The 22,749-nt window shown below is 74.5% G+C and carries 4 protein-coding genes; all 4 read right to left on the bottom strand.

All coding sequences use genetic code 11. The features are described 5' to 3' along the window. Window positions 1-33: 33 nt before the first annotated feature. The 4 genes from ACWEGE_RS24475 to ACWEGE_RS24460 are packed head-to-tail and all read right to left on the bottom strand — an operon-like array spanning window position 34 to window position 22,735. Window positions 34-1,269, bottom strand: a complete 1,236-nt coding sequence (locus ACWEGE_RS24475; RefSeq protein WP_449662769.1) for an MFS transporter — start codon at window positions 1,267-1,269, stop codon at window positions 34-36. Then, on the bottom strand, window positions 1,266-21,035 hold the full coding sequence (locus ACWEGE_RS24470; RefSeq protein WP_449662768.1) for a non-ribosomal peptide synthase/polyketide synthase: 19,770 nt from the start codon (window positions 21,033-21,035) through the stop codon (window positions 1,266-1,268). The genes ACWEGE_RS24475 and ACWEGE_RS24470 overlap by 4 nt, the downstream gene beginning before the upstream one ends. Window positions 21,036-21,083: 48 nt before the next feature. Then, window positions 21,084-22,484, bottom strand: coding sequence for a serine hydrolase domain-containing protein (locus ACWEGE_RS24465; protein WP_449662767.1), 1,401 nt, complete (start codon window positions 22,482-22,484; stop codon window positions 21,084-21,086). Between the two features lie 50 nt (window positions 22,485-22,534). Then, on the bottom strand, window positions 22,535-22,735 hold the full coding sequence (locus tag ACWEGE_RS24460) for an MbtH family protein (RefSeq protein WP_013224966.1): 201 nt from the start codon (window positions 22,733-22,735) through the stop codon (window positions 22,535-22,537). Window positions 22,736-22,749: the final 14 nt, after the last annotated feature.

Raw genomic sequence — 22,749 nt, 5'->3', positions numbered from 1 at the left:
ACGGCGGTCCGGAACCTCGACCACCCGTCGGCGTCACCGGCCGGCGGTCTCGGCGGGGACGAGCGTGTCGGCGCGGGGGAACCGGCGCAGGGTGGGGCTGACCGTGACGACGACCGTCACCAGGGCGATCCCGGCCGTGCACAGCAGCACCGCGTTCCCCCCGGGGACCAGCTGCACCACCAGGCCGCCGAAGGCAGGCCCGGTCGCCGCGGAGACCCCGCCGATCACGCCCATCACGCTGGTCAGGCGCCCGCGCAGCCGGTCGGGGGTGAGCAGCAGCTGGTAGGTGCCGATCGTCGTGTTGGCGGTCGGCGGGGACAGGGCCAGCACCACGAACAGCGCCGCCAGCAGGTAGCCGTCGTGGAGGACGGCCGCCAGCGGGGTGAGCAGGGTCAGCACCCAGAACACGCTCACGATCGACACGTAGGGGCTGAGCCGCCGCTGCAGGTAGGGCGCGAGCAACGAGCCCAGCACCCCACCGGCCCCGAGCATCGCGGCCATCACGCCGATCTCACCCGAGGTGACGCCCCGCTGCTGGGCCAGCACGATGACGACGACGTAGTACGCGCTGAAGAAGAAGTTCAGGCTCACCGCGCACGCCATGGTGACCCGGACGTGCCGCACCGCCCACACCCAGCGCAGCCCCTCCACGATCTCCCGGCCCAGGTGCCCGCCCCCGGCCGGGGGTTCCTCGCGGCGCGGTGCCCGGACGAAGCACAGCGCGACCAGTGAAACCAGGTGGGCCAGCAGGTCGAAGGCGAACGGGACGGCCCGCCCCAGCGCGTAGAGGAACCCGCCGGCCGCGGTGCCCGACAGCTGGCCGAGCGCGCCGCGCGCGGAGTTCATCGCCACCGCGGTGGGCAGCTGGTCCGCGGTCACCACGCCGGCCAGCATCGCGTCTTCGGCCGGGCCGAACAGCGACCGGCAGCAGCCCATGACCGCCGCGACCGCGACCAGGTGCGCGACGCTCACCACGTCCCACCAGATCGCCGCGGCCAGGCTGCCCACCGCCAGCGCGTAGCCCGCCTCGCAGCCGAGCAGGATCTTCTTGCGGTCCCAGCGGTCCGCCAGTGCGCCCGCGGGCAGCCCCGCGACGAGCTGGGCCATCGCGTCCACGCCGAGCACCAGCCCGGACAGCGCCGGCGAGCCGGTCACCGCCAGCACCAGCAGCGGCAACGCGATCATCGACGCGCTGAACCCGCCCTCCGACAGCGCCTGGCTGCCCCACAGCAGCCGGTAGTTCCGGTTCCGGGACAGCCGCGTGGTCACCGGCGCCCCCTCCGCTCGGTGGGGGCCTGGCAGTCGGCCGCGATCCGCCGCAGGGCTCCGGCGAAGTCGCCGGCCACCGCTTCGACGGTCCGCCGGTCGTGCCGGCCGGGCTGGTAGATCAAGGAGAACACCAGCTCGCCGTCCTCGACCGCGCCGACCAGGTCGAGCAGGTGCGGGCGGTGCTCGGCCGGGTCGTGGTCGAGGCCGAGCGAGCCGCGGACCGCGGTGTAGAGCCCCTCGGCCGCCTTCGCGGTGCCGTCCCACTGGCCGAGGTAGTTGAAGGTGATCTGCGGCTGCGGCCCGGTGCCGGCGAGCCGCTCCCGCACGTCCGGGTCGCCGAGGTGGCGGAGCGCGCCGTGGCCGAACCCGTTGCCGGGCACGGCCCGCAGCTGCTTGCGGACCGATTTGACCAGCGTCCGCCAGTCCGGATCGTCGCCGCCGTCGGCGGACAGCGCCACCGGGTACAGGGTGGTGAACCAGCCGACGGTGCGGGTGAGGTCGACGCCGTCGAGGATGTCTTCCCGGCCGTGGCCTTCCAGGGCGATCGAAACGTCCGGGCGCCCGGTCCACCGGGCCAGCGCCCAGGCCAGCGCGGTGAGCAGGACGTCGTTGACGCGGGTGCGGTAGGCCGACGGCGCCGAGCGCAGCAGGGCGTGGGTGTCGTCGGCGTCGAGCACCACGGTGACCTCCGCGGTGCCGGTGTCGTCCCGGTGGTGGTCGACCGGCAGCGGTCCCGAGTCCGGCAGGCCGGTCCAGTAGGCCAGTTCGTCGTCGAACCCGCCGTCGCGGACGTGGTCGCGCAGGCGGTGCGCCCAGTCCCGGAACGACGTCGTCCGCGGGCCGAGGTCGATCGGGACGCCGCGGACGGCCTGCCGGTAGGCGTTGTCGAGGTCGTCGAGCAGGATGCGCCAGGAGACGGCGTCGACCACGACGTGGTGCACGGCCAGGAACAGCCGCGCCCGCCACCCCGCGCCGGCGGTGGCCAGGACGGCGGCCAGCAGCGGGCCGCGCGTGAGGTCGAACCCGGCGTGGACGTCGTCGGCGATCCGCGCCAGCGCGGCGTCCCGCTCGGCCTCGGGCACCGCGGTCAGGTCCTCGTGGCGCAGCGCGGGCACCGGTTCGACGTCGGCGTTGTGCTGGCGCCAGCCCTCCTCGGTGGGGGTGAAGCGCATCCGGAGGGCGTCGTGGTGGGTCCACACCGCGGCCAGGGCCCGTTCCAGCGCGCCGGCGTCGAAGCCGTCGGCGAGCTCGACCAGCATGGACTGGTTGAAGTGGTGCGGGTTGACGGTGTGGTGGGCGAAGAACCAGTCCTGGATCGGGGTCAGCGGCACCGGCCCGGTGACCGGCCGGTCCGGCTCCGCCGCCTCGGCCACCGCGCCGGCCACCGGCGCCAGCGCGGCGACGGTCTGGTGCAGGAAGATGTCCTTCGTGGACAGCTGCAGCCCGGCGCGGCGGGCCAGGGACACGACCTGCATGCTGAGGATGGAATCGCCGCCCAGCTCGAAGAAGTTGTCCGCGGTACCGACCCGGTCCACGCCGAGGACCTGGGCCCAGATCTCGCAGAGCGCCCGCTCGGCCGGGGTCGACGGCTCGACGTGGCGGAGGCCCGGTTCGGCCGCGTCGGCGGGTTCGGGCAGGGCACGGCGGTCGACCTTGCCCTGCGGGGTCAGCGGAACCGCCTCGATCGGCACGAACACCGAGGGCACCAGGTAGTCGGGCAGCGTCTCCTTCAGCGCTGCCCGCAGCTGCGCCGGGTCCGCCGAGGAGACGACGTAGGCGACCAGCCGGGCGTGCCCGTCCTCCGGCCGGGTCGCCACCACGACCGCGGCCGCGACCTCGGGCAGCCGCGTCAGGGCCGCTTCGACCTCACCCGGCTCGACCCGGAAGCCCCGGATCTTCACCTGGTCGTCCAAGCGCCCCAGGTACTCCAGCTGCCCGTCGGACGTCCAGCGCACCCGGTCGCCGGTGCGGTACATGCGTTCGCCCGGCTCGCCGAACGGATTGGCGACAAAGCTCCCCGCCGTCCGGCCCGGACGGCCGAGATAACCACGCGCCAGCTGCGCCCCGGCCAGGAACAGCTCACCCGGCACACCGGCGGGCACCAGCCGCAGGTGCTCGTCGAGGACGTAGGCACGCGTGTTGGCCAGCGGACGCCCCAGGACCGGCCGGCCGTGGTCGCCGACCCGGCAGGAGACGGCGTCCACTGTGTACTCGGTCGGGCCGTAGAAGTTGTGCGCCACCGTGACTTCGGCCGCCGCCAGCTCGCGCCAGAGCCCCTGGTCGAGGGCTTCGCCGCCCAGCATCAGGATCTTCGGCCGGTGCCGCGGATCCGACAGCAGGCCGGCGGGCAGCAACCGGCGCAGGTAGGTCGGGGTGAGGTCGAGGAAGTCGATCCGGCGCTCGGCGACGTAGCCGGCCAACGCGTCCGGGTCGAGCCGGACCTCGTCGCCCACCAGGTGCAGCTCATGACCGTCGGCCATCAGCACCGGACCTTCCAGCGACGTGTCGAACGACAACGTCGCCGTCAACGCCACCCGCAACCGCTCCCCCGGCGCGGCGAAGTCGTTGCGGTGGTTGAACAACAGGTTCGTCAGATTCCGGTACGGGACCGCCACGCCCTTCGGACGGCCGGTCGACCCCGACGTGTAGATCACGTAAGCGGTGTTCTCGGGCCGCAGCGGCGCGACACGATCGGCGTCGGTGAGATCCGCGGCGGAGTACTCCCGCGGCGAGGCCGCCATTTCCGCCGGTCCCAGGACCAGGCTCGCCCCGGCGTCCCGCAGCAACAGCTCGATCCGGTCGTCCGGCAGGGCCGGATCGATCGGCAGGTACACCGCACCCGCCTTCGCCACCGCCAGGAAGGCCACGATCGCCTCGGCGGTCCGCGGCAACACCAGGGCCACGACCCGCTCCGGACCGGCACCCAGCGAAACGAGGTGCCGCGCCAGCCGGTTCGCCCGGGCGTTCAGCTCGGCGAAGCTCAGCTCGACGTCCCCGGCCACCAGCGCGGTCTCCTCCGGGCGCCGCCGCGCCTGGGCCTCGAACAGCTCCGCGACGGTGACCTCGGGAACGTCCAGCGCGGTGTCGTTCCAGCCCTCGACCACCAGGTCGTACTCGGCCGCGGGCAGCAGCGGCAGCGCGTCCACCCGCCGGTCCGGGTGCTCGGCGATGCCGGCGAGCAGGACACCCAGGTGCCCGGCCAGCCGGTCGATCGTGCGGGCGTCGAACAGGTCGGTGTTGTAGGTCAGGGCGACCCGCAGCGCGTCCCCGTCCGGCTGGAACTCGACGCTCAGGTCGAACTCGGCGGTGGTCGTCGGCAGCTCGAGCTCGCTCGCCGTGAGACCGGCGAAGGCGGGCAGGCGGGTGCCGGTGTTCTGCAGCGCCACCAGCACGTCGAACAGCGGGGTCCGGCTGGGGTCCCGGCTCGGCTGGACGGCGTCGACGACCCGCTCGAACGGCAGGTCCTGGTGGTCGAAGGCCGCGCGGACGCCCGCGGCGACCTCGTCGAGGAACGCCGTGAAGGCCAGGTCCGGGCGGACCCGCGAACGCAGCACCAGGGTGTTGACGAAGAACCCGACGAGTCCCTCGAGCTCGGGCCGCTCGCGGCCGGAGGCGACCGTGCCGACGACCACGTCGTCCTGGCCTGCCCAGCGGCCGAGGAGCACCTGGCAGGCGGCGACGAGGGTGGTGAACAGGGTCGTCTCCCGCTGCCGGCTCAGCTGCTCGAGCCGGGCGGTCACCGCCGCCGGGACGGCGATCTCCCGGATCTCGCCGCGGCTGGTGCGCACCGGCGGCCGGGGCCGGTCGGTGGGCAGCTGCAGCGGGGCGAGGTCGCGCAGGCGCTCGGTCCAGTACTCGACCTGCCCGGCGAGCTCTTGCTCGGCGAGCCGGCCGCGTTGCCAGGCCGCGAAGTCCGCGTACTGCACGGGCAGGGGCGGCAGCTCGGCCCGCTCGCCGCGCAGCGCGGCCGCGTACAGCAGGCCGAGCTCTTCGCCGATGAGCCCGTTCGACCAGCCGTCGGTGACGATGTGGTGCACGGTGACGACGAGCACGTGCTCCTGCGGGGCCAGCCGGATCAGGTTGACCCTCAGCAGCGGCCCTTCGCGCAGGTCGAAGGGCTGTTCGCCGTCGGCGCGCAGGATCTCCGCGAGCGCTTCCTCCCGGGCGTCCGCGGGCCGGTCGGTCAGGTCGGTGACCGGCACCGGGACCGGCGCGGGCGGGTGCACGAGCTGGACGCCGTGGCCCTCGGCCGAGCCGAAGGTGGTCCGCAGCGGTTCGTGCCGGGCGACCAGGGCGGTGAACGCCGCCGTGAGCGCGTCGACGTCCAGTTCGCCGCGCAGCCGCACGGCGGAGCCGGTGACGTACTCGGTGCCGCCGGGCTCGAACTCGTCGAGGAACCACAGCCGCTGCTGGGCGAAGGACTGCGGCAGCTCGCGGTCGCGGGGCACGGCCGGGATCGGGTCCGCGGCACCGGCCCCGGCGGTTTCGACCGCGGCGGCGAGCCGGGAGACCGTCGGGTGGGCGAACACCGCCCGCGGCGACAGCGAGACGCCGCATTCGGCCAGCAGCCGGGAAACGAGCCGGATGCTGAGGATCGAGTCGCCGCCGAGCTCGAAGAAGTTGTCCTTCGCCCCGGCCCGCTCGACCCCGAGCAGCCGTTGCCAGATCCCGGCGACGACGCGCTCGGTCGCGGTGGCCGGTTCGACGTAGGGCTGTCGGGAGGTCAGCGGCCCGTCCGGGGCCGGCAGGGCTCGGCGGTCGACCTTTCCGTTGCGGTTCAGCGGAAGTTCGGGCAGCACCAGGACGACGGCGGGGACCATGTACTCGGGCAGGGAAGCGGCGGCGTGCGCCCGCAGCTCGCCGGGATCGGCCGAGCGCTCGAGGACGACGTACCCGACCAGCCGCCGAGTGCCGGAGGAGTCCGGGTGGACACCGGCGACCGCCTGCGCGACCGCCGGGTGCGCGGCCAGCACGGCTTCGACCTCGGCGAGCTCGATCCGGAACCCGCGCAGCTTGACCTGGTCGTCGGAGCGGCCGAGGAACACCAGGTTCCCGTCGGGCCCGCGCCGGACGACGTCGCCGGTGCGGTACATCCGCTCCCCCGGCGCGCCGAAGGGGTCGGCGACGAAGCGCTCGGCCGTCAGGCCGGGGCGGCCGAGGTAGCCGCGCGCGCAGCCGGCGCCGGCCAGGCACAGTTCGCCGGGCGCCCCGGCCGGGACCGGCCGCAGTTCCGGGTCCAGCACGTACGCGCGCATGCCGTCGAGCGGGCGGCCGATGGGGACCGGCTCGGGCACCGCCGCGTCGCCGTCCACCCGGAACGAGGTGGCGAAGGTGGTCGTTTCGGTGGGGCCGTAGCCGTCGACCACGACCAGGCCCGGGCAGGCCGCCCGGACCGCCCGCACCACGGCGGGCGGGACGACGTCGCCGCCGGTCCACACCTCGCGCAGGCCGCGCAGGCAGTCCGGGGCGTCCTGGGCGAGCAGCCGGAAGAGCCCGGCCGTCAGCCACGCCGCCGTCACGTCGTGCGCGGACACCGTGCGGCGCAGCGATTCCACGGTGAGGTCGGGCTCGCCGGGCAGGACCACCGCGCCCCCGTTGAGCAGGGGGACCCACAGCTCGTAGGTGGAGGCGTCGAAGGCCAGCGGCGAGTGCGCGAGCACCCGCGTGTGGGCACCGCCGGCGAACCGGCCGTCCTGGGCCAGCGCGGTGATGTCGCGGTGGCGCACGGCGACGCCCTTGGGCACGCCGGTGGAGCCGGAGGTGTACATGACGTAGGCGAGGTTTTCCGGGTCCACCGGGCGCTCCGGCGCGGTGCGCGACCGCTGCTCGCCGACGGTCAGCACCGGTCCGCTGTGGACGGCTTCGGCGGCCGTCAGCCAGGTGTCGCCGGCCACCACGACCGACACCGCCGCCTCGGCGAGCACCGCGCGCAGCCGCTCGTGCGGGGCGCGGGTGTCCAGCGGCACGTAGGCCGCGCCGGCCTTGAGCACGCCGAGTTCCGCGACGACGTGCGCGAGCGACGGTTCGAGCAGCAGCCCGATCCGGTCCTCGGCGGCGACGCCCAGCCCGGCCAGCCGGTGCGCCAGGTGGTTCGCCCGCCCGTCGAGCTCGGCGTAGGTCAGCGTCCGGTCGCCGTCGAGCACGGCCGGGGCCGCCGGGTGGCGCCGGACCCGGTCGGCGAACAGCGCGGGCACCGTGGCCGGCGTCCCGGCCGCATCGGGGCCGTGGGCGTCGGCGAGGACCCGGGCGCGTTCGGCGGCGCCGGTCCACGGCACCCGGCCCAGTGGCCGGTCCGGGTCCGCGGTGACGGCGTCGAGCAGGAAGACCAGCCGCTCGCTCAGCGCCGTGACGGTGGCCGGGTCGAACAGCGCCGGGTCGTAGGCGAGGTCGAGGTTGAGGCCGTCGCCCAGGTAGGCACGCAGGCACAGCGGGAAGTTCGTGGCGTCGGCCGCGGTGACTTCGGCGACCCGGGGCGCGCCCGCGGTGGCGGGCTCGCTGATCGGGTAGTTCTCGAAGACCACCATGCTGTCGAACAGGTTCTGGCCGGCGGGCACGTCGCTGAGCGGGCGCAGCCGGGTCAGCGACACGAAATCGTGGTCGCGGGCTTCGCTCTGGGCGGCCTGCAGCCGGCCCAGCCACCGCGCGACGGGCTCGGCGCCGTCCACCCGGACGCGGGTCGGGATCGTGTTGATGAACAGGCCGATCATCGTCTCGACGCCGGGCAGGTCGGCCGGACGGCCGGACACGGTGGTGCCGAAGAGCACGTCGCGGTCGCCGGAGACCAGCGCCAGCAGCAGCGCCCAGCCGCCCTGGACGAGGGTGTTGACGGTGAGGCCGTGGGTGCCGGCGAACTCCCGCAGCCGCAGCGTCGCGGCCGGGGGCAGCTCGATCCGGGCGGAATCGGTGGAGCGGGCCTCGTGGGCCTGGGCGGGCGGGCGGTCGTAGGGCAACGCGGTCGGCGCGTCGAACCCGGCCAGGGTGGTCCGCCAGAACGCGTCGGCGGCGGCCTGGTCGCGGCCGGCCAGCCAGCCGAGGTAGTCGCGGTACGGGCGCCGGGTGACCAGGGCGGGCCGGACGCCGGCGGTCGCGGCGGCGTACTCCTCGCAGGCCTCGGCGAAGACCTGCGCGGTGCTCCAGCCGTCGAGCACGACGTGGTGGCAGGTCCAGACCAGCTCGACCTCGTCGCCGGGCAGGGCGGCGATCGCCAGCCGGGTCAGCGGGGCCCGGGTCAGGTCCAGCGGGGTGGCCCGGTCGGCTTCCAGGAGGTCACGCAACGCGGTTTCCCGCGCGGCCGGGCCGAGGTCACGCCAGTCGTGCCGGGTCACCGGCAGGGTCGCGGTGCGGTCCACCACCTGCACCGGCTCGTCCACGCCGGTCCAGACGAGCCGGGTGCGCAGGACCGGGGTGCGGTCGACCACCCGCTGCCAGGCCGCGGCGAGGGCCGCGGGGTCGGCGACGCCGGCCAGGCGCACGCGGACCTGTTCGAAGTAGGCCGGGGAGCCGCCGTCGAGCAGGGTGTGGAACACCATGCCGGCCTGCAGCGGGGTGAGCGGGTAGATGTCCTCGACCGCGCGGCCGTCGCCGGCCACCGCGTCCACTTCGGACTGGCTCAGCCGGGCGAGCGGGAAGTCCGACGGCGTGCGGCCCCCCGCCTCTGGCGTGGCGCAGTGCGCGACGATCTCCCGCAGTGCCGCCGCGACCTGCTCGGCGAGCCCGCGCACGGTGTCTTCCCGGTGCACCTCGGGCGAGTAGGTCCAGGCCAGTTCGAGCCGGCCGCCGTCGACGATGCCGACGACGTCGAGCAGGGTGCCGCGCGGCCGCTCGGGGTCGATGTCGGCCCCGAGGTCGCCACCCCAGCCGCGGTACAGCCCCTCGGCGTCGCCGCCGGTGGTCCATTGCCCGTGGTAGTTCAGCGAAATCTGCGGCACCGGGGCGCCGGGCAGGGCCAGCGAGCCGTAACCGAGGCCCTTGCCGGGCACCGCGCGCAGCTGTTCCTTGACCGCCTTCAGGGTCGGTCCCCAGTCCGTCGGTCGCCGGCCTTCGGTCGCCGGGAGGGTGAGCGCGACCGGGAATTCGGCGGTGAACCAGCCGACCGTGCGGGAGAGGTCCAGGTCGTCGAAGATCTCTTCGCGGCCGTGTCCTTCGAGGGAGACCAGGACGCGTTCGCGGCCGGTCCAGCGGGCCAGCACGCGGCCGAGCGCGCTGAGCAGGACGTCGTTGACCTGCGTGCGGTAGACCTCGGGGACCTGGTGCAGCAGGGCGTCGGTGGTGCCGGCGTCCAGGCCGACGACGACCGTGCGGGCGCTTCCGGCGGTGTTCTCCCCCGCCGCGTCCACCGGCAGGTCCGGGTCGACGCCGTCGAGTGCTTCGGTCCAGTACGGCAGTTCGGCGTCGAAGGAGTGCTCGGCGAGGCGGTCGGCCCAGCGCAGGGCGCTCACCGGGGCCGGGCCGAGGTCGATCGGCTGCCCGGCGACGACCTGGCGGTAGGCGGTTTCCAGGTCGTCGAACAGGATCCGCCAGGACACGCCGTCCACCACCAGGTGGTGGACGACCAGCAGCAGCCGCGGCGGCTGCGCGTCGGAAGTGACCAGGACGGCGGCGGCGAGCGGACCGCCCTCGACCCGCAGCGTGGCGCGTGCTTCGGCGGCGACCGCGCGGATGTCGGACGATTCGGCGTGCCTCAGCGCCGGGATCTCCGCGTCGGGCGAGAACTCCTGCCGCCACCCGTCGCCGGTGCGGGTGAACCGCGTGCGCAGGGCTTCGTGGCGGGCCAGGACCGCGGCCAGCGCGGTTTCGAGTGCCGGGAGTGCCACGTCCGGGTCGAGTTCGGCGAGCGTGGACATCGTGAAGTGGTCGACGGCGCCGGTCTCGAAGAACCACCGCTGGATCGGCGTGAGCGGCGCCGCACCGGTGAACCCGGTCTCGGGTGCGGCGAGTGCGTCGGTGCCGGCGACGAGGGCGAGCTCGGCGATGTTCTGGTGGCGGAAGACGTCCCGGGAGGTCAGCCGCAGGCCGCGGCGCCGAGCGAGGGAAACCACCTGGATGGACAGGATCGAGTCCCCGCCGAGTGCGAAGAAGTTGTCGTCCACCCCCGGTGCCGGCACGCCGAGGACGTCGGCCCAGATCTCGGCCAGCAGCCGTTCGGTGTCCGTGCGCGGAGCCGTCCGGCCCTCGGCCGGGACGGGGTGCACGGCGGGCGCGGGCAGGGCACGGCGGTCGACCTTGCCCTGCGGAGTCAACGGAATCGCCTCGATCGGCACGAACACCGACGGGACCAGGTAGTCGGGGAGCGTCTCCTTCAGCGCTGTCCGCAGCCACGTCGGGTCCGCGGTCGAGACCACGTAGGCCACCAGCCGGGCGTGCCCTTCGGCGGGCCTGTCGGCCACCACGACGGCCCCGGCGACCTCGGGCAGGCGGGTCAAAGCGGCTTCGACCTCGCCCGGCTCGACCCGGAACCCCCGGATCTTCACCTGGTCGTCCAGCCGCCCCAGGTACTCCAGCTCACCGTCCGAAGTCCAGCGCACCCGGTCGCCCGTGCGGTACATGCGTTCGCCAGGCTCGCCGAACGGATTGGCGACAAAGCTCCCCGCCGTCCGGCCCGGCCGCCCGAGATAACCGCGGGCCAGCTGCGCCCCGGCCAGGAACAGCTCACCCGGCACACCGGCGGGCACCGGCCGCAGGTGCTCGTCGAGGACGTAGGCGCGCGTGTTGGCCAGCGGACGCCCCAGGACCGGCCGGTCGTGGTCGCCGACCCGGCAGGACACGGCGTCCACTGTGTACTCGGTCGGGCCGTAGAAGTTGTGCGCCACCGAGGCTTCCGCCGAACCCAGCTCGCGCCAGAGCGTTTCGTCCAGTGCTTCGCCGCCCAGCATCAGGATCTTCGGCCGGTGCCGCGGATCCGTCAGCAGGCCGGCGGGAAGCAGCCGGCGCAGGTAGGTCGGGGTGAGGTCGAGGAAGTCGATCCGGCGCTCGGCGATGTAATCGACCAGCGCGTCCGGGTCGAGCCGGACGTCCTCGCCGATCAGGTGCAGCTCGTGGCCGTCGGCCATCAACACCGGGCCTTCCAGCGACGTGTCGAACGACAACGTCGCCGTCAACGCCACCCGCAACCGCTCCCCCGGCGCGGCGAAGTCGTTGCGGTGGTTGAAGAGCAGGTTGGTCAGGTTGCGGTAGGGAACCGCCACACCCTTCGGGCGGCCGGTCGAGCCGGAGGTGTAAATGACGTAGGCCGGGTTCTCCGGCCGCAGCGGCGCGACACGATCGGCGTCGGTGAGGTCCGCGCCGGAGTGGTCCCCTGGCTCCATTTCGGACAGTCCCAGTACCAGGCTCGCCCCGGCATCCTGCAACAGCAGCTCTTTCCGGTCGTCCGGCAGTGCGGGATCGATCGGCAGGTACACCGCACCCGCCTTCAGCACCGCCAGGAAAGCGATGATCGCCTCGGCGGTCCGCGGCAGCACCAGCGCCACCACCCGCTCCGGCCCCGCCCCCAGCGAAACCAGCCGCCGGGCCAGCCGGTTGGCGCGAGCATTGAGCTCGGCGAAGCTCAGCTCCACGTCCCCGGCCACCAGCGCGGTCTCGTCCGGGCGCTGCCGGGCCTGGGCCTCGAACAGCTGGGTGACGGTGGCCTCGGGCACGTCCAGCGCGGTGTCGTTCCACTTCTCGACGACCAGGTCGTACTCCGTCGCAGGCAGCAGCGGCAGTGCGTCGACCGGCCGGTCCGGCTCGGCCGCGACGGCGGTGAGCACCATCGTGAGGTGGTCGGCGAAACGCCGCATCGTCGCCGCGTCGAACAGGTCGGTGTTGTAGTTCAGCTGGCCCCGCAGTCCGCTCGCGTCCTCCTCGAACTCGACGCCCAGGTCGAACTCGGCGGTGGTCATCGGCAGTTCCAGCTCGCTCGCGGTGAGCCCGGCGAGTGCGGGCAGGCCGGTGCCGATGTTCTGCAGGGTCACCAGCACCTCGAACAGCGGCGTGCGGCTCGGGTCCCGTTCGGGGCTCAGCTCGTCGACGATCCGCTCGAACGGCACCTCCTGGTGCGCGAAGGCGTCCAGGACCGTCCGGCGGACGGCGCCGAGCAGCTCGCCGAACCCCTGCCGCCCGTCCACGCGCGAGCGCAGCACCACGGTGTTGACGAAGAGACCGACGAGGTGCTGGACCTCCGGGTGGTCGCGGCCGGAGGTCACCGTGCCGACGACCACGTCGTCCTGGCCCGCCCAGCGCCGCAGCACCAGCTGGCAGCCCGCGACCAGCGCCGTGAACAGGGTGGTGCCGGAGTCCCGGCACAGCCGGTGCAGCCCGGCGAGCGCCTCGGCGCCGAGGGTGAACCCGAGTTCGGCGCCGTTGCCCGTCCGGGTCGCCGGCCGGGGGCGGTCGGTCGGCAGGTCCAGCGGGCGCACGCCGTCGAGTTCGCGCCGCCAGAAGGCGAGCTGGTCGTCGAGGAAGGCCCCGGTGAGCCGGGCGCGCTGCCACGCGGCGAAGTCCGCGTACTGGATGGGCAGCGGGGGCAGTTCGGCGTTCTCGTCGCCGTAGAGGGTGACCAGCTCGCCGGCGAGCACGCCCATCGACCAGCCGTCGGTGATGATGTGGTGCATCGCGAGCACCAGCGCGTGGTCGTCCGGTGCCACGCGGACCAGCCGCGCGCGCAGCAGCGGCCCCGCGGCCAGGTCGAACGGCCGGGCGAGGTCTTCGGTCAGCAGCCGCCGCAGGTCCTCCTCCGCCGCCGGGCCGGCCAGGTCGGTGACCGGCAGGGCCAGCTGCCACGGCTCCCCCACGACCTGGCGGGGCCGTCCGTCGACGGCCGGGAAGGTGGTGCGCAGCGGCTCGTGCCGGGCGATCAGCCTGGTGAGCGCCCGGGCGAGGGCGCCGGGCCGCAGGTCGCCGCGCAGCCGCACGCCGAAGACCGTGACGTGCTCGGGGTTGTCCGGGACGAAGTCGTCGAGGAACCACAGCCGCTGCTGGGCGAAGGACAGCGGCAGCTCGCCGTCGCGGTCGGCTCGCGTGATCGCCGCGGCGGCCGGTGTGGCCGGCGCGGCGGGCAGCGCGGCCGCCAGGCCCGCCACCGTCGGGTGGTCGAACACCGTCCGCGGTGAGACGTCGACGCCGAAGGCCTCGCGCAGCGCGGAGGTGAACCGGATGCTGAGGATGGAATCCCCGCCGAGGGTGAAGAAGTTGCCGTCGGCGCCGACGCGCTCCAAGCCGAGCGTGGTGGCCAGGACGGCCGCGACCGCGCGTTCGGTTTCGGTGCGGGGTTCGACGAAGCTCCCGGGGTCCGTCGCGGCCGGCGCCGGCAGCGCCCGCTGGTCGAGCTTTCCGTTGCGGGTCAGGGGCAGCTCGTCGAGCGTGACGAACGCCGAGGGAACCATGTACTCCGGCAGCGACCGGCTCAGGTGTTCGCGCAGCCGCGCCGCGCTCGGCGGGGCGTCCGGCGCCGCCGGGACGACGTAGGCGACCAGCCGTTTGCGGCCGGGTTCGTCTTCGCGGGCCAGCACCGCCGCCGAGCCGACGTCGGCCAGGGTGAGCAGGGTGGCCTCGATCTCGCCCGGTTCGATGCGGAAGCCGCGGATCTTGACCTGCTGGTCGGCGCGGCCGTGGTAGCGCAGGGCGCCGTCGCGGGTGCGGGACACCAGGTCGCCGGAGGAGTACATCCGGGATCCGGGTGCGCCGAAGGGGTCGGCGACGAACCGGGCGGCGGTCAGCCCGGGGCGGCCGAGGTAGCCGCGGGCCAAGCCGTCGCCGGCGACGTGGAGCTCGCCGGGCACCCCGGCCGGGACCGGGTTGAGGTCGCTGTCGAGGACGTACCCGCGCAGGTCGGGCAGCGCGGTGCCGATGCTGCCGGGACTGTCCGCATCGGACACCAGGTCGTGGTGGGTGACGTGCACGGTGGTTTCGGTGATGCCGTACATGTTCACCAGCCGGGGCGCGCGGTCGCCGTGGCGGGCGAACCAGCCGGCCAGCCTCAGCGTGTCGAGGGCCTCGCCGCCGAAGACGACGTACCGCAGGGCGAGCCGGGCCCCGGTTTCGGGATCGTCCTCGTCGGCCCGGGCGAGCTGGTAGAACGCCGACGGCGTCTGGTTGAGCACGGTGACGCGCTCGTCGGCCAGCAGGCGCAGGAACTCCCGCGGCGAGCGGGAGACGGCGTGCGGCACGACGACGAGCCGGCCGCCGTGCAGCAGCGGGCCCCAGAGCTCCCACACGGAGAAGTCGAACGCGTAGCTGTGGAACAGCGTCCAGACGTCGTCGGCCCCGAAGCCGAACCGGGCGTCGGTGGCGGCGAACAGGCGGGTGACGTTGCGGTGCGGGATCACCACGCCCTTGGGCAGCCCGGTCGAGCCGGAGGTGTAGATGACGTAGGCGGGGTGGTCCGGGGTGCAGCGCAGCGGCGGATCGGTGTCCGGACCCGAGTCCACGTCGACGTCTTCGGGCTCGAGGACGGCGACGGGAGCGGTGTCGGCGAGCATCCGGTCGACGCGCGCGGCCGGCGTGGCCGGGTCGATCGGCAGGTACGCGGCCCCGGCCTTGAGCACGGCGAGGATCGCGACGACCTGCGCGGCCGAGCGCGGCAGGCGCAGGGCGACGAACCGTTCGGGCCCCGCGCCGAGCGCGATCAGCCGGTGCGCCAGGCGGTTCGCCCGCGCGTTGAGCTCGGCGTAGGTCAGGTGGGTGCCGTCGGCGGTGAGCGCGACGGCGTCGGGGTTCGCCGCGGCCCGTTCGGCGAACAGCTCGGTGATGGTCGGCGCGGGCAGCGACGGCGGCCGGTCGGCAGCGAGCTGCGCGCGGTCGTCGGCCGAGAGCCACGGCAGCCGGCCGATCGGGCGGTCCGGGTCCTCGGCGAGGCCTCGCAGCAGGGTCTCCAGCCGCGCCGCCAGCGCGGCCGCGGTTTCCTCGTCGAACAGGGCCGGATCGGTGCAGAGCTCGAAGCCCAGCCGGCGGTCGACGTAGGCGCGCAGGGTGACCGGGAAGTTGGTGGCGTCGAGGGCGGTGACCCCGGCCAGGGTGACCCCGGCCCGCGCGGCGGCGTTCTCGTCGAACGGGTAGTTCTCGAAGGCGACCATGCTGTCGAACAGGTTCGCCCCCGGCGGGACGTCGCTGAGGGCGCGCAGCTTGCCGAGCGCGAGGAAGTCGTGGCGCCGGGCCTGGTTCTGCTCGTCCTGCAGCCGCCGCAGCCACGCGAGCACCGGTTCGCCGCGGTCGATCCGCGTCCGCGTCGGGACGGTGTTGATGAACATCCCGACCATGGCTTCCACGCCCGGCAGGTCGTCGGGGCGGCCGGACACGGTGGTGCCGAACACGACGTCGGACTCGCCGCTGTGGTGGGCCAGCAGCAGCGCCCACGCCCCCTGCACGAGGGTGTTGACGGTCAGGCCGTGGCGCCCGGCCACCTCCCGCAGCCGCGCGGTGTCCTCTGTGGACAGGGCGGCCCGGGTCGTGCGCGACGAGCTCGTCCGGTGCGCGCTCGACGGCGGCCGGTCCCAGGGCAGCGGGGTCGGGGCGGCGACCCCGGACAGCACCGCGCGCCAGTGCTCCTCGGCCGCGGTGGTGTCCTGCGCGGCCAACCAGCCGAGGTAGTCGCGGAAGGGCCGGTGGGCCGGCACCCGCGGGGCGCGGTGCTCGGTGACGGCGGCGTACTGCTCGCACACCTCGGTGAAGATCTGCGCCAGGCTCCAGCCGTCGAGCACGATGTGGTGGAACGTCCAGACCAGCAGCACCCGGTCGTCGGTCAGCGCGACGATGGCCAGCCGCATCAGCGGGGCGGTGGTCAGGTCCACCCCGGCGTCGGCTTCCTCGGCCGAAAGCCGCTCCAGCCGTGTCCGCTGCTCGGCCTCCGGCAGCTCGCGCCAGTCGTGCCGCGTGACCGGCACGGCGGCCCGGCGCTGCACCACCTGCAAGGGCTCTTCGAGGCCGTCCCAGACCAGCCGGGAGCGCAGGACCGGGGTCCGGTCCGCCACCTGCTGCCAGGCCACCGCGAACGCGTCGAGGTCGCGAACACCGTCCAGGAGCATCCGGGCCTGGTCGACGTAGGCGCCGGCGGTGGGGTCGAGCAGGGTGTGGAACAGCATCCCCGCCTGCAGCGGGGTGAGCGGGTAGACGTCGTCGACTTCGCGGCCGTCGCCCACCAGGCGGTCCACCGCGGCCTGGTCGAGCCCGGCGAGCGGGAAGTCCGAGGGGGTGCGCCCGCCGCTGCCGGGCAGCGCGCAGTGCGCGACGATCTCCCGCAGCCCGGCCAGCATCGCCTCGGCCAGCTCCCGGACCGTCTCGGAGTCGTTGACCTGGTCGGAGTAGGACCAGGTCACCGACAGCTCGCCGGCCTCGACGACGCCGACGACGTCCAGCTGGTGCGTGCTCGCCTCTTCGGGGGCGATCTCCGGCCCTGGGCTGTCGTGCCGTCCGCGGACCAGGCCGTCGCCGCCGGCCCCGGCGTCCCAGCGGCCGTGGTAGTTGAAGCAGATCTGCGGCAGCGGGAAGGCCTGCAGCGCGTGTCCCGGCGCGCCGGGCTCGCCGAGGTGGCGCAGGGCCTCGTAGCTGAGGCCCCGGCGCGGGACGGCCCGCAGCTGCTCCTTGACCGCCTTGAGGGTGGCCCCCCAGTCCCGCGACGGCGGCAGGTCGAGCGCCACCGGGAACTGCGTGGTGAACCAGCCCGCCGTGCGGGAGAGGTCGACGCCGTCGAGGACGTCCTCCCGGCCGTGCCCCTCCAGCGCGATCAGGACGCCGTCCTGGCCGGTGCGGTCCGCCAGTGCCCGCCCGAGCGCGCTCAGCAGCACGTCGTTGACCTGGGTCCGGTAGGTGTCGGGGACGCGGTGCAACAGCGCGTCGGTGTCTTCGGCGCCGAGGGTGACGGTCAGGGTGCGGGTGGAGCCGGTGGTGCCGGCGCCCGGGTGGTCGGCGGGCAACGCCGCCGGCACCCGGCGGGCCACCCGCGTCCAGTGCTCGAGGTCGTCGTCGAACCCGCCGGCCCGGACGTGCCGCTCGAGCAGGTGCGCCCACTGGGTGAACGCCGTGGCGGTGGCCGGGAGCCGGACTTCCGCGCCCGCGGCGGCCTCGCGGTAGGCGGTTTCGAGATCGCCGAGCAGCAGCCGCAGCGACACCCCGTCGACCACGAGGTGGTGCACGGCCAGGAACAGCAGCGGCGGGAGGGTGCCACGCAAGAGCAGCACCGCGCCCGCGAGGGTGCCGGTGGCCAGGTCCAGCCCGGCGCGCACCTGGGCGGCCGCGGCCTCGATGCCGGCGCGCTGCCCGGCCTCGCCGAGCGAGGACAGGTCCCGGATCCGCAGGACCCCGGCCGGCGCGGTGGGCGTGACCTCCTGCCGCCACTGCCCGTCGACGGTGAAGAACCGGGTCCGCAGGGCTTCGTGGTGGGCGACGACCGCGTCGACGGCGGTCCCCAGCGCCTGCCGGTCGACGTCGGCGGGCAGTTCCAGCAGCTGTGACATGGTGAAGTGGTTCAGCGGCCCGTGGGTGGCGAAGAACCAGTGCTGGATCGGGGTCAGCGGCGCGGGCCCGGCGACCGGCACGGCGGCCGGGGCGGGCGCCGTGGTGGTCTGCACGGCGGTCGCGAGGCCGGCGATGGTCTGGTGCAGGAAGATGTCGCGAGAGGTGAGCCGCAGGCCGGCCTGGCGGGCCTGGGCGACCACCTGGATGGACAGGATCGAGTCGCCGCCGAGGCCGAAGAAGTTGTCTTCCACGCCGATGCGGTCGTTGCCGAGCACCTCGGCCCAGATGGCCGCCAGCTGGTGCTCGACGGGGGTGCGCGGGGGCACGTGGGTCCGGCCGCCGTCCTCCGGCGCTTCGGGTGCCGGGAGCGCCCGGCGGTCGACTTTCCCGTTGGCGCTCAACGGAAGCGCGTCCAGTGTGACGAAGGCCGACGGGACCATGTAGTCCGGCAGGTCCCGCTGCAACCACCCCCGCAGCTCCGGCTTCCCGGCCGCGACGACGTAGGCGACCAGCCGCCCGTCCCGGGCGACGACCACGGCCTCGGTGACGTCCGGATGGGCGGCGAGGGCCGTCTCGATCTCGCCCAGCTCGATCCGGAACCCACGGATCTTCACCTGGTCGTCGGCACGGCCGACGAACTCCAGCACGCCGTCCGCGGTCCAGCGGACGACGTCACCGGTGCGGTACATCCGCTCCCCCGGTGCTCCGAACGGGTTGGCCACAAAGCGTTCCGCGGTCAGCCCGGGCCGGCCGAGATAGCCACGGGACACCCCGGCGCCGGCGATGAACAGCTCCCCCGCCACCCCCGGCGGCACCGGCCGCAGCCCCTCGTCGAGGACGTAGGCGGCCATGTTGTCCAGGGGGCGCCCGATCGGCATCGCGTCCGGGACGACGTCATCGGAGCCCAGCACGAACCGGCTCGCGAAAGTCGTCGTCTCGGTCGGACCGTAACCGTCCACGACGGTCAGACCGGGACAGGCCTCCCGCACCTGCCGGACCGCGGCGGCGGGCACGACGTCACCACCGGTCCACACCTCACCGGCCCCCCGCAGGCACCCGGGATCCACCTGCGCCAGCAGCCGGAAGAGCCCGGCGGTCAGCCACAGTGCCCGCACTCCCCGCTGCGTGATGGCCTCGCGCAGCACCTCGGCGTCCACCTCGCCCGGCGGGGCGACGACCACCCGGCCGCCGTTGAGCAACGGCACCCACACCTCGTACGTCGAAGCGTCGAACGCCTGCGGCGAATGCAGCAACACCGTCCGATGCGCCTCCCCCGCAAACGACCGGTCCGACGCCAAGGCCACGACGTCGCGATGGGTCACCGCCACGCCCTTCGGCGTCCCGGTCGACCCCGAGGTGTACATCACGTACGCCAGGTTCCCGGGCCGCACCACGACCGGCGCGCCCTCCGGGCCGGTCTCGCCCACCTGAACCACGGGTCCGCTGTGGACGTCCGAACAGGACCGATCGGCGATGACCACGGAGACGCCCGCTTCGGCCAGCACCAGGCGCACCCGGCTCTCCGGGGCGCGGAGATCCACCGGCACGTACGCCGCCCCCGCCTTCAGCACCGCCAGCTCGGCCACGACAAGATCGACCGACCGCTCCAAAAGCAGCCCCACCCGGTCCTCGACCCCGACCCCCAGCTCGGCCAGCCGGGACGCGAGCCCGTCGGCGCGGGCATCGAGCTCCGCGTAGGTCAGATCGTCAACCGCCAACGCGTCCGGCGTCCGACGTGCCTGGTCGGCGAACCGGCCCGGCACCGTCGCCTCGGCCACCGGGCACGCGGTGGCGTTGAACGTCCGCAGCACCCGCTCACGGTCGCCGCCGGTCAGCAGGTCCAGCTCGCCGACCGGGCGGTGCGCGCCGGCGGCGATCGCGGTGAGCAGCACGGTGAGCTGCCCGGCCAGCGCGACGACGGTCCGTTCGTCGAACAGGTCGGTGTTGTACTCCAGCGACCCCTCGAGCGCGGCCGCGGTCGCCTGGAACTCGACGGTGAGGTCGAACGTGGCCGCCCGGCGGGCCACCTCGACCGGTTCGGCCGTCAGGCCGGCGAAGTCCGCCTGCCCCTCCTGGCTCCCCTGCAGCAGGACCATCACGTCGAACAGCGGGTTGCGGCCGGGATCACGCTCGACCCGCAGCGCTTCGACCAGTTTCTCGAACGGGGTTTCGGCGTGGTCGAAGGCCTCCAGCACCGTCGCGCGGACGGCGTCCAGGAACACCCCGAACGGCTCCGAACGATCCACAGTGGACCGGATGACGACGGTGTCGACGAAGAAGCCGACCGTCCGCTGCAGTTCCGGCCGGTTCCGCCCGGAGACCACGCTGCCGACCGCGACGTCGGTGCGGCCGGTGTAGCGGGCGAAGAGCACCTGGCAGGCGGCGAGGAGCACGGTGTAGAGCGTGGTGTCGTGGGCCCGGGCCAGCTCGGCCAGCCCGGCCGCGACCCCGGCCGGGACGCGGAAGCGGTGCACGGCACCCGCGGTCGTGCGCACGGCCGGCCGGGGCCGGTCGACCGGCAGGTCGAGCGGCTCGACCCCGGCCAGCTGGGTGGTCCAGTAGGCGAGGTGCCGGTCGAGCGCGGGCCCGGCGAGCCGGTTGCGCTGCCACACGGCGAAATCGGCGTACTGGACCGCCGGTTCGGGCAGGTTCGCGGGCTCGCCGCGCACCGCGGCCGCGTAGAGCGCGCCGAGCTCGCCGACCAGGATGCCCATCGAAGCGCCGTCGGTGACGATGTGGTGGGCGGTGAGCAGCAGGACGTGGTCCTCCTCCGCCACCCGCACCAGCAGCAACCGCACCAGCGGCCCGCGGCGCAGGTCGAACGACCGGCCGTACTCCGCGCCCAGCACCTCGTCCAGTGACATCCGGGGCTCCGCCCCGGGCCGGGGGCTCCGCCACCCGGATCCCCCGCACGAAGCCGGATCGGCAGACCCGAGCACGGGATCGGTGGTCAGGTCGACCGTCCGCACCGGGACCACGAGAGCCGGGTGCACGACCTGCACCGGGGTGCCGGCGGTGTCGTCGATGGTCGTGCGAAGGGCTTCATGGCGCGCCACCAGCTGCCCGAGCGCACCGGTGAGCGCGCCCGTGTCCAGCGGGCCGGTCAGCCGCAGCCCGACCGCGCTGTTGTACTCCGCGGCCCCGGGGTGCTCCGCGGCGCCCGGCTGGAACTCGTCGAGGAACCACAGGCGCTGCTGGGCGAACGACAGCGGCAGGGGCTGCTCGCGCGGCGCCCGGCCGATGACGTCGGACCGCTCCGCCTGCCCGGCCAGGCGGCGCTTGAGCGTCTCCCGCAGCTCGGCGGGCAACGCGTCGATGCGGCTCTTCCTCGAGGTGGTCATCGCTTTTCGTTCCTCACAGCTGGAGTCGGGAGTGGTCCGAGGACGCGGTCAGGAGGCCCGGCGCCGTCGGGCGACGCGGCCCCCGGCCTGCATGGCGCTGACGGTCCCGGTGGCCGGGTCGGTCAGGAAGCGGCCGCCGATGATCCGGCGGCCGGTGGCGGGTTCGCGCACCGAGAACGACCCGTCGCGCAGCAGCGCCAGCTCCGGGTAGACCTCGCCGTCGACGACGAGGACGGCGCCGTCCGCGCGGACGTCGACCTGGTACTCGAGGTCGCCGTTGGTGTAGTGGCCCGACAGGTCCGTGGCCGGCCGGGCGGCGCGGTCGAGGCCGTGCGGGAGCTCGTAGTCGCCGACCGGCAGACCGTCGGCCCGCAGCGCGGCGACCAGGTCGACCCACAGTGCCGAGCCGGTGCTCCCGTTGGTGGTGAGCGCGACGATCCGCCCGCACCCGGGGTCCACCCGCAGGTGGCAGGAAGTGCCGTCGGCGGTCCCGTCGTGCCCGGTCCAGTAGCGTCCGAGGCTCCGCCCCGGGCCGGGGGCTCCGCCACCCGGAGCCCCCGAAAGACGGTGGTCGGCGTCAGCCCCCCGGTAGCCGGCCAGGCCGAGCCCCCACGTGTCGGCCAGCCCGAACGGCTCCGCGCCCGGCACCGGACGGTGCATCAGCTCGGCGAGGGCGGCGGGCAGCGGCCCGTCGCCACCGCAGAACATGCGGCCGAAGGCGGCGAGGTCCTCGGCGCTCAGCGCGAGCGCCCCGGTCGCGGCCTCGGCGGCGGTCACGGTCTGCGCGACCGGCCGGGCGCGGCCGGTCGCCGCGTGCACGGCGTGCCCGCTGACGTGGCCGCCGGGGCGGCGCCGCGCACCCGGCTCCACGACGAACGCGCCGTCGATGCCGAGCTCGTCGAGCAGGAGCGACTCCACCGCCTCCCACCAGCTCATCCCGGTGACGGCTTCGACCACGTACCCGGCGAGCACGTACCCGACGTTGGAGTAGGAGAAGCCTTGCCCGGGCGGCTGGACGAGCCCGGCGTCGCGGCACACCCGCAGGTACCGGCGGGCCGAGCCGGCCTCCTCGGCGGCGGGGCCGAGCCCGGCGGGCAGCCCGCCGGTGTGGCTCAGCACCTGCCCGATGGTGGGCAGGCCGACCTGGGGGCCGAGGCCGTCCAGGTGCTCGCCGAGCGGGTCGTCCGGGTCGAGGTCGCCGTCGGCGACCAGCAGCATCGCCAGAGCCGCGGTGAACGCCTTGGTGATCGAGCCGACGGGGAACTTGGCCTCGGCGGTGACCCCGCCGGCCACCGCCGAAGCCGTCCGGCCGCCGTCGGTGACGACCAGCTGGGCCGCCGGGACGCCGTGCTTGTGGGCGAGGCCGGTGAGCAGCCGCTGCAGCCGTCCGTCGGCCGCGGGCAGCGGAACCCGCAGCGAGGACTGGGAAAGCGTCGTGGGTGAGGGCATGGGTGGGAACCTTCCGCGTCGGTTCGGTGGGGACAGCTCCTGCCGCGGGCTCAGCCGTCGGCGGCCATCTGCCGCTGCAGGCTCAGCGGCCGCATGTCGGTCCACACCTCGTCGACGTGGTCCATGCACTCCTGCCGGCCGCCGCGGAAGCCGTCGGCGCGCCAGCCCGCGGGTACCTCGTTCGCCACCGGCCACAGCGAGTACTGCCCCTCGTCGTTGACCAGCACCTGGAATTCGGCGTCGTCCTGCATGGGATCTTCCTTTC

It is taken from the genome of Amycolatopsis sp. NPDC004747 (assembly GCF_053601335.1).
This window is presented reverse-complemented; position numbering and strand designations above follow the sequence as displayed.

Bases quoted from the DNA above. Each gene is read 5' to 3' on its own strand.
- ACWEGE_RS24460 (WP_013224966.1), bottom strand. From the start codon at position 22,735: ATGCAGGACGACGCCGAATTCCAGGTGCTGGTCAACGACGAGGGGCAG.
- ACWEGE_RS24470 (WP_449662768.1), bottom strand. From the start codon at position 21,035: ATGACCACCTCGAGGAAGAGCCGCATCGACGCGTTGCCCGCCGAGCTG.
- ACWEGE_RS24465 (WP_449662767.1), bottom strand. From the start codon at position 22,484: ATGCCCTCACCCACGACGCTTTCCCAGTCCTCGCTGCGGGTTCCGCTG.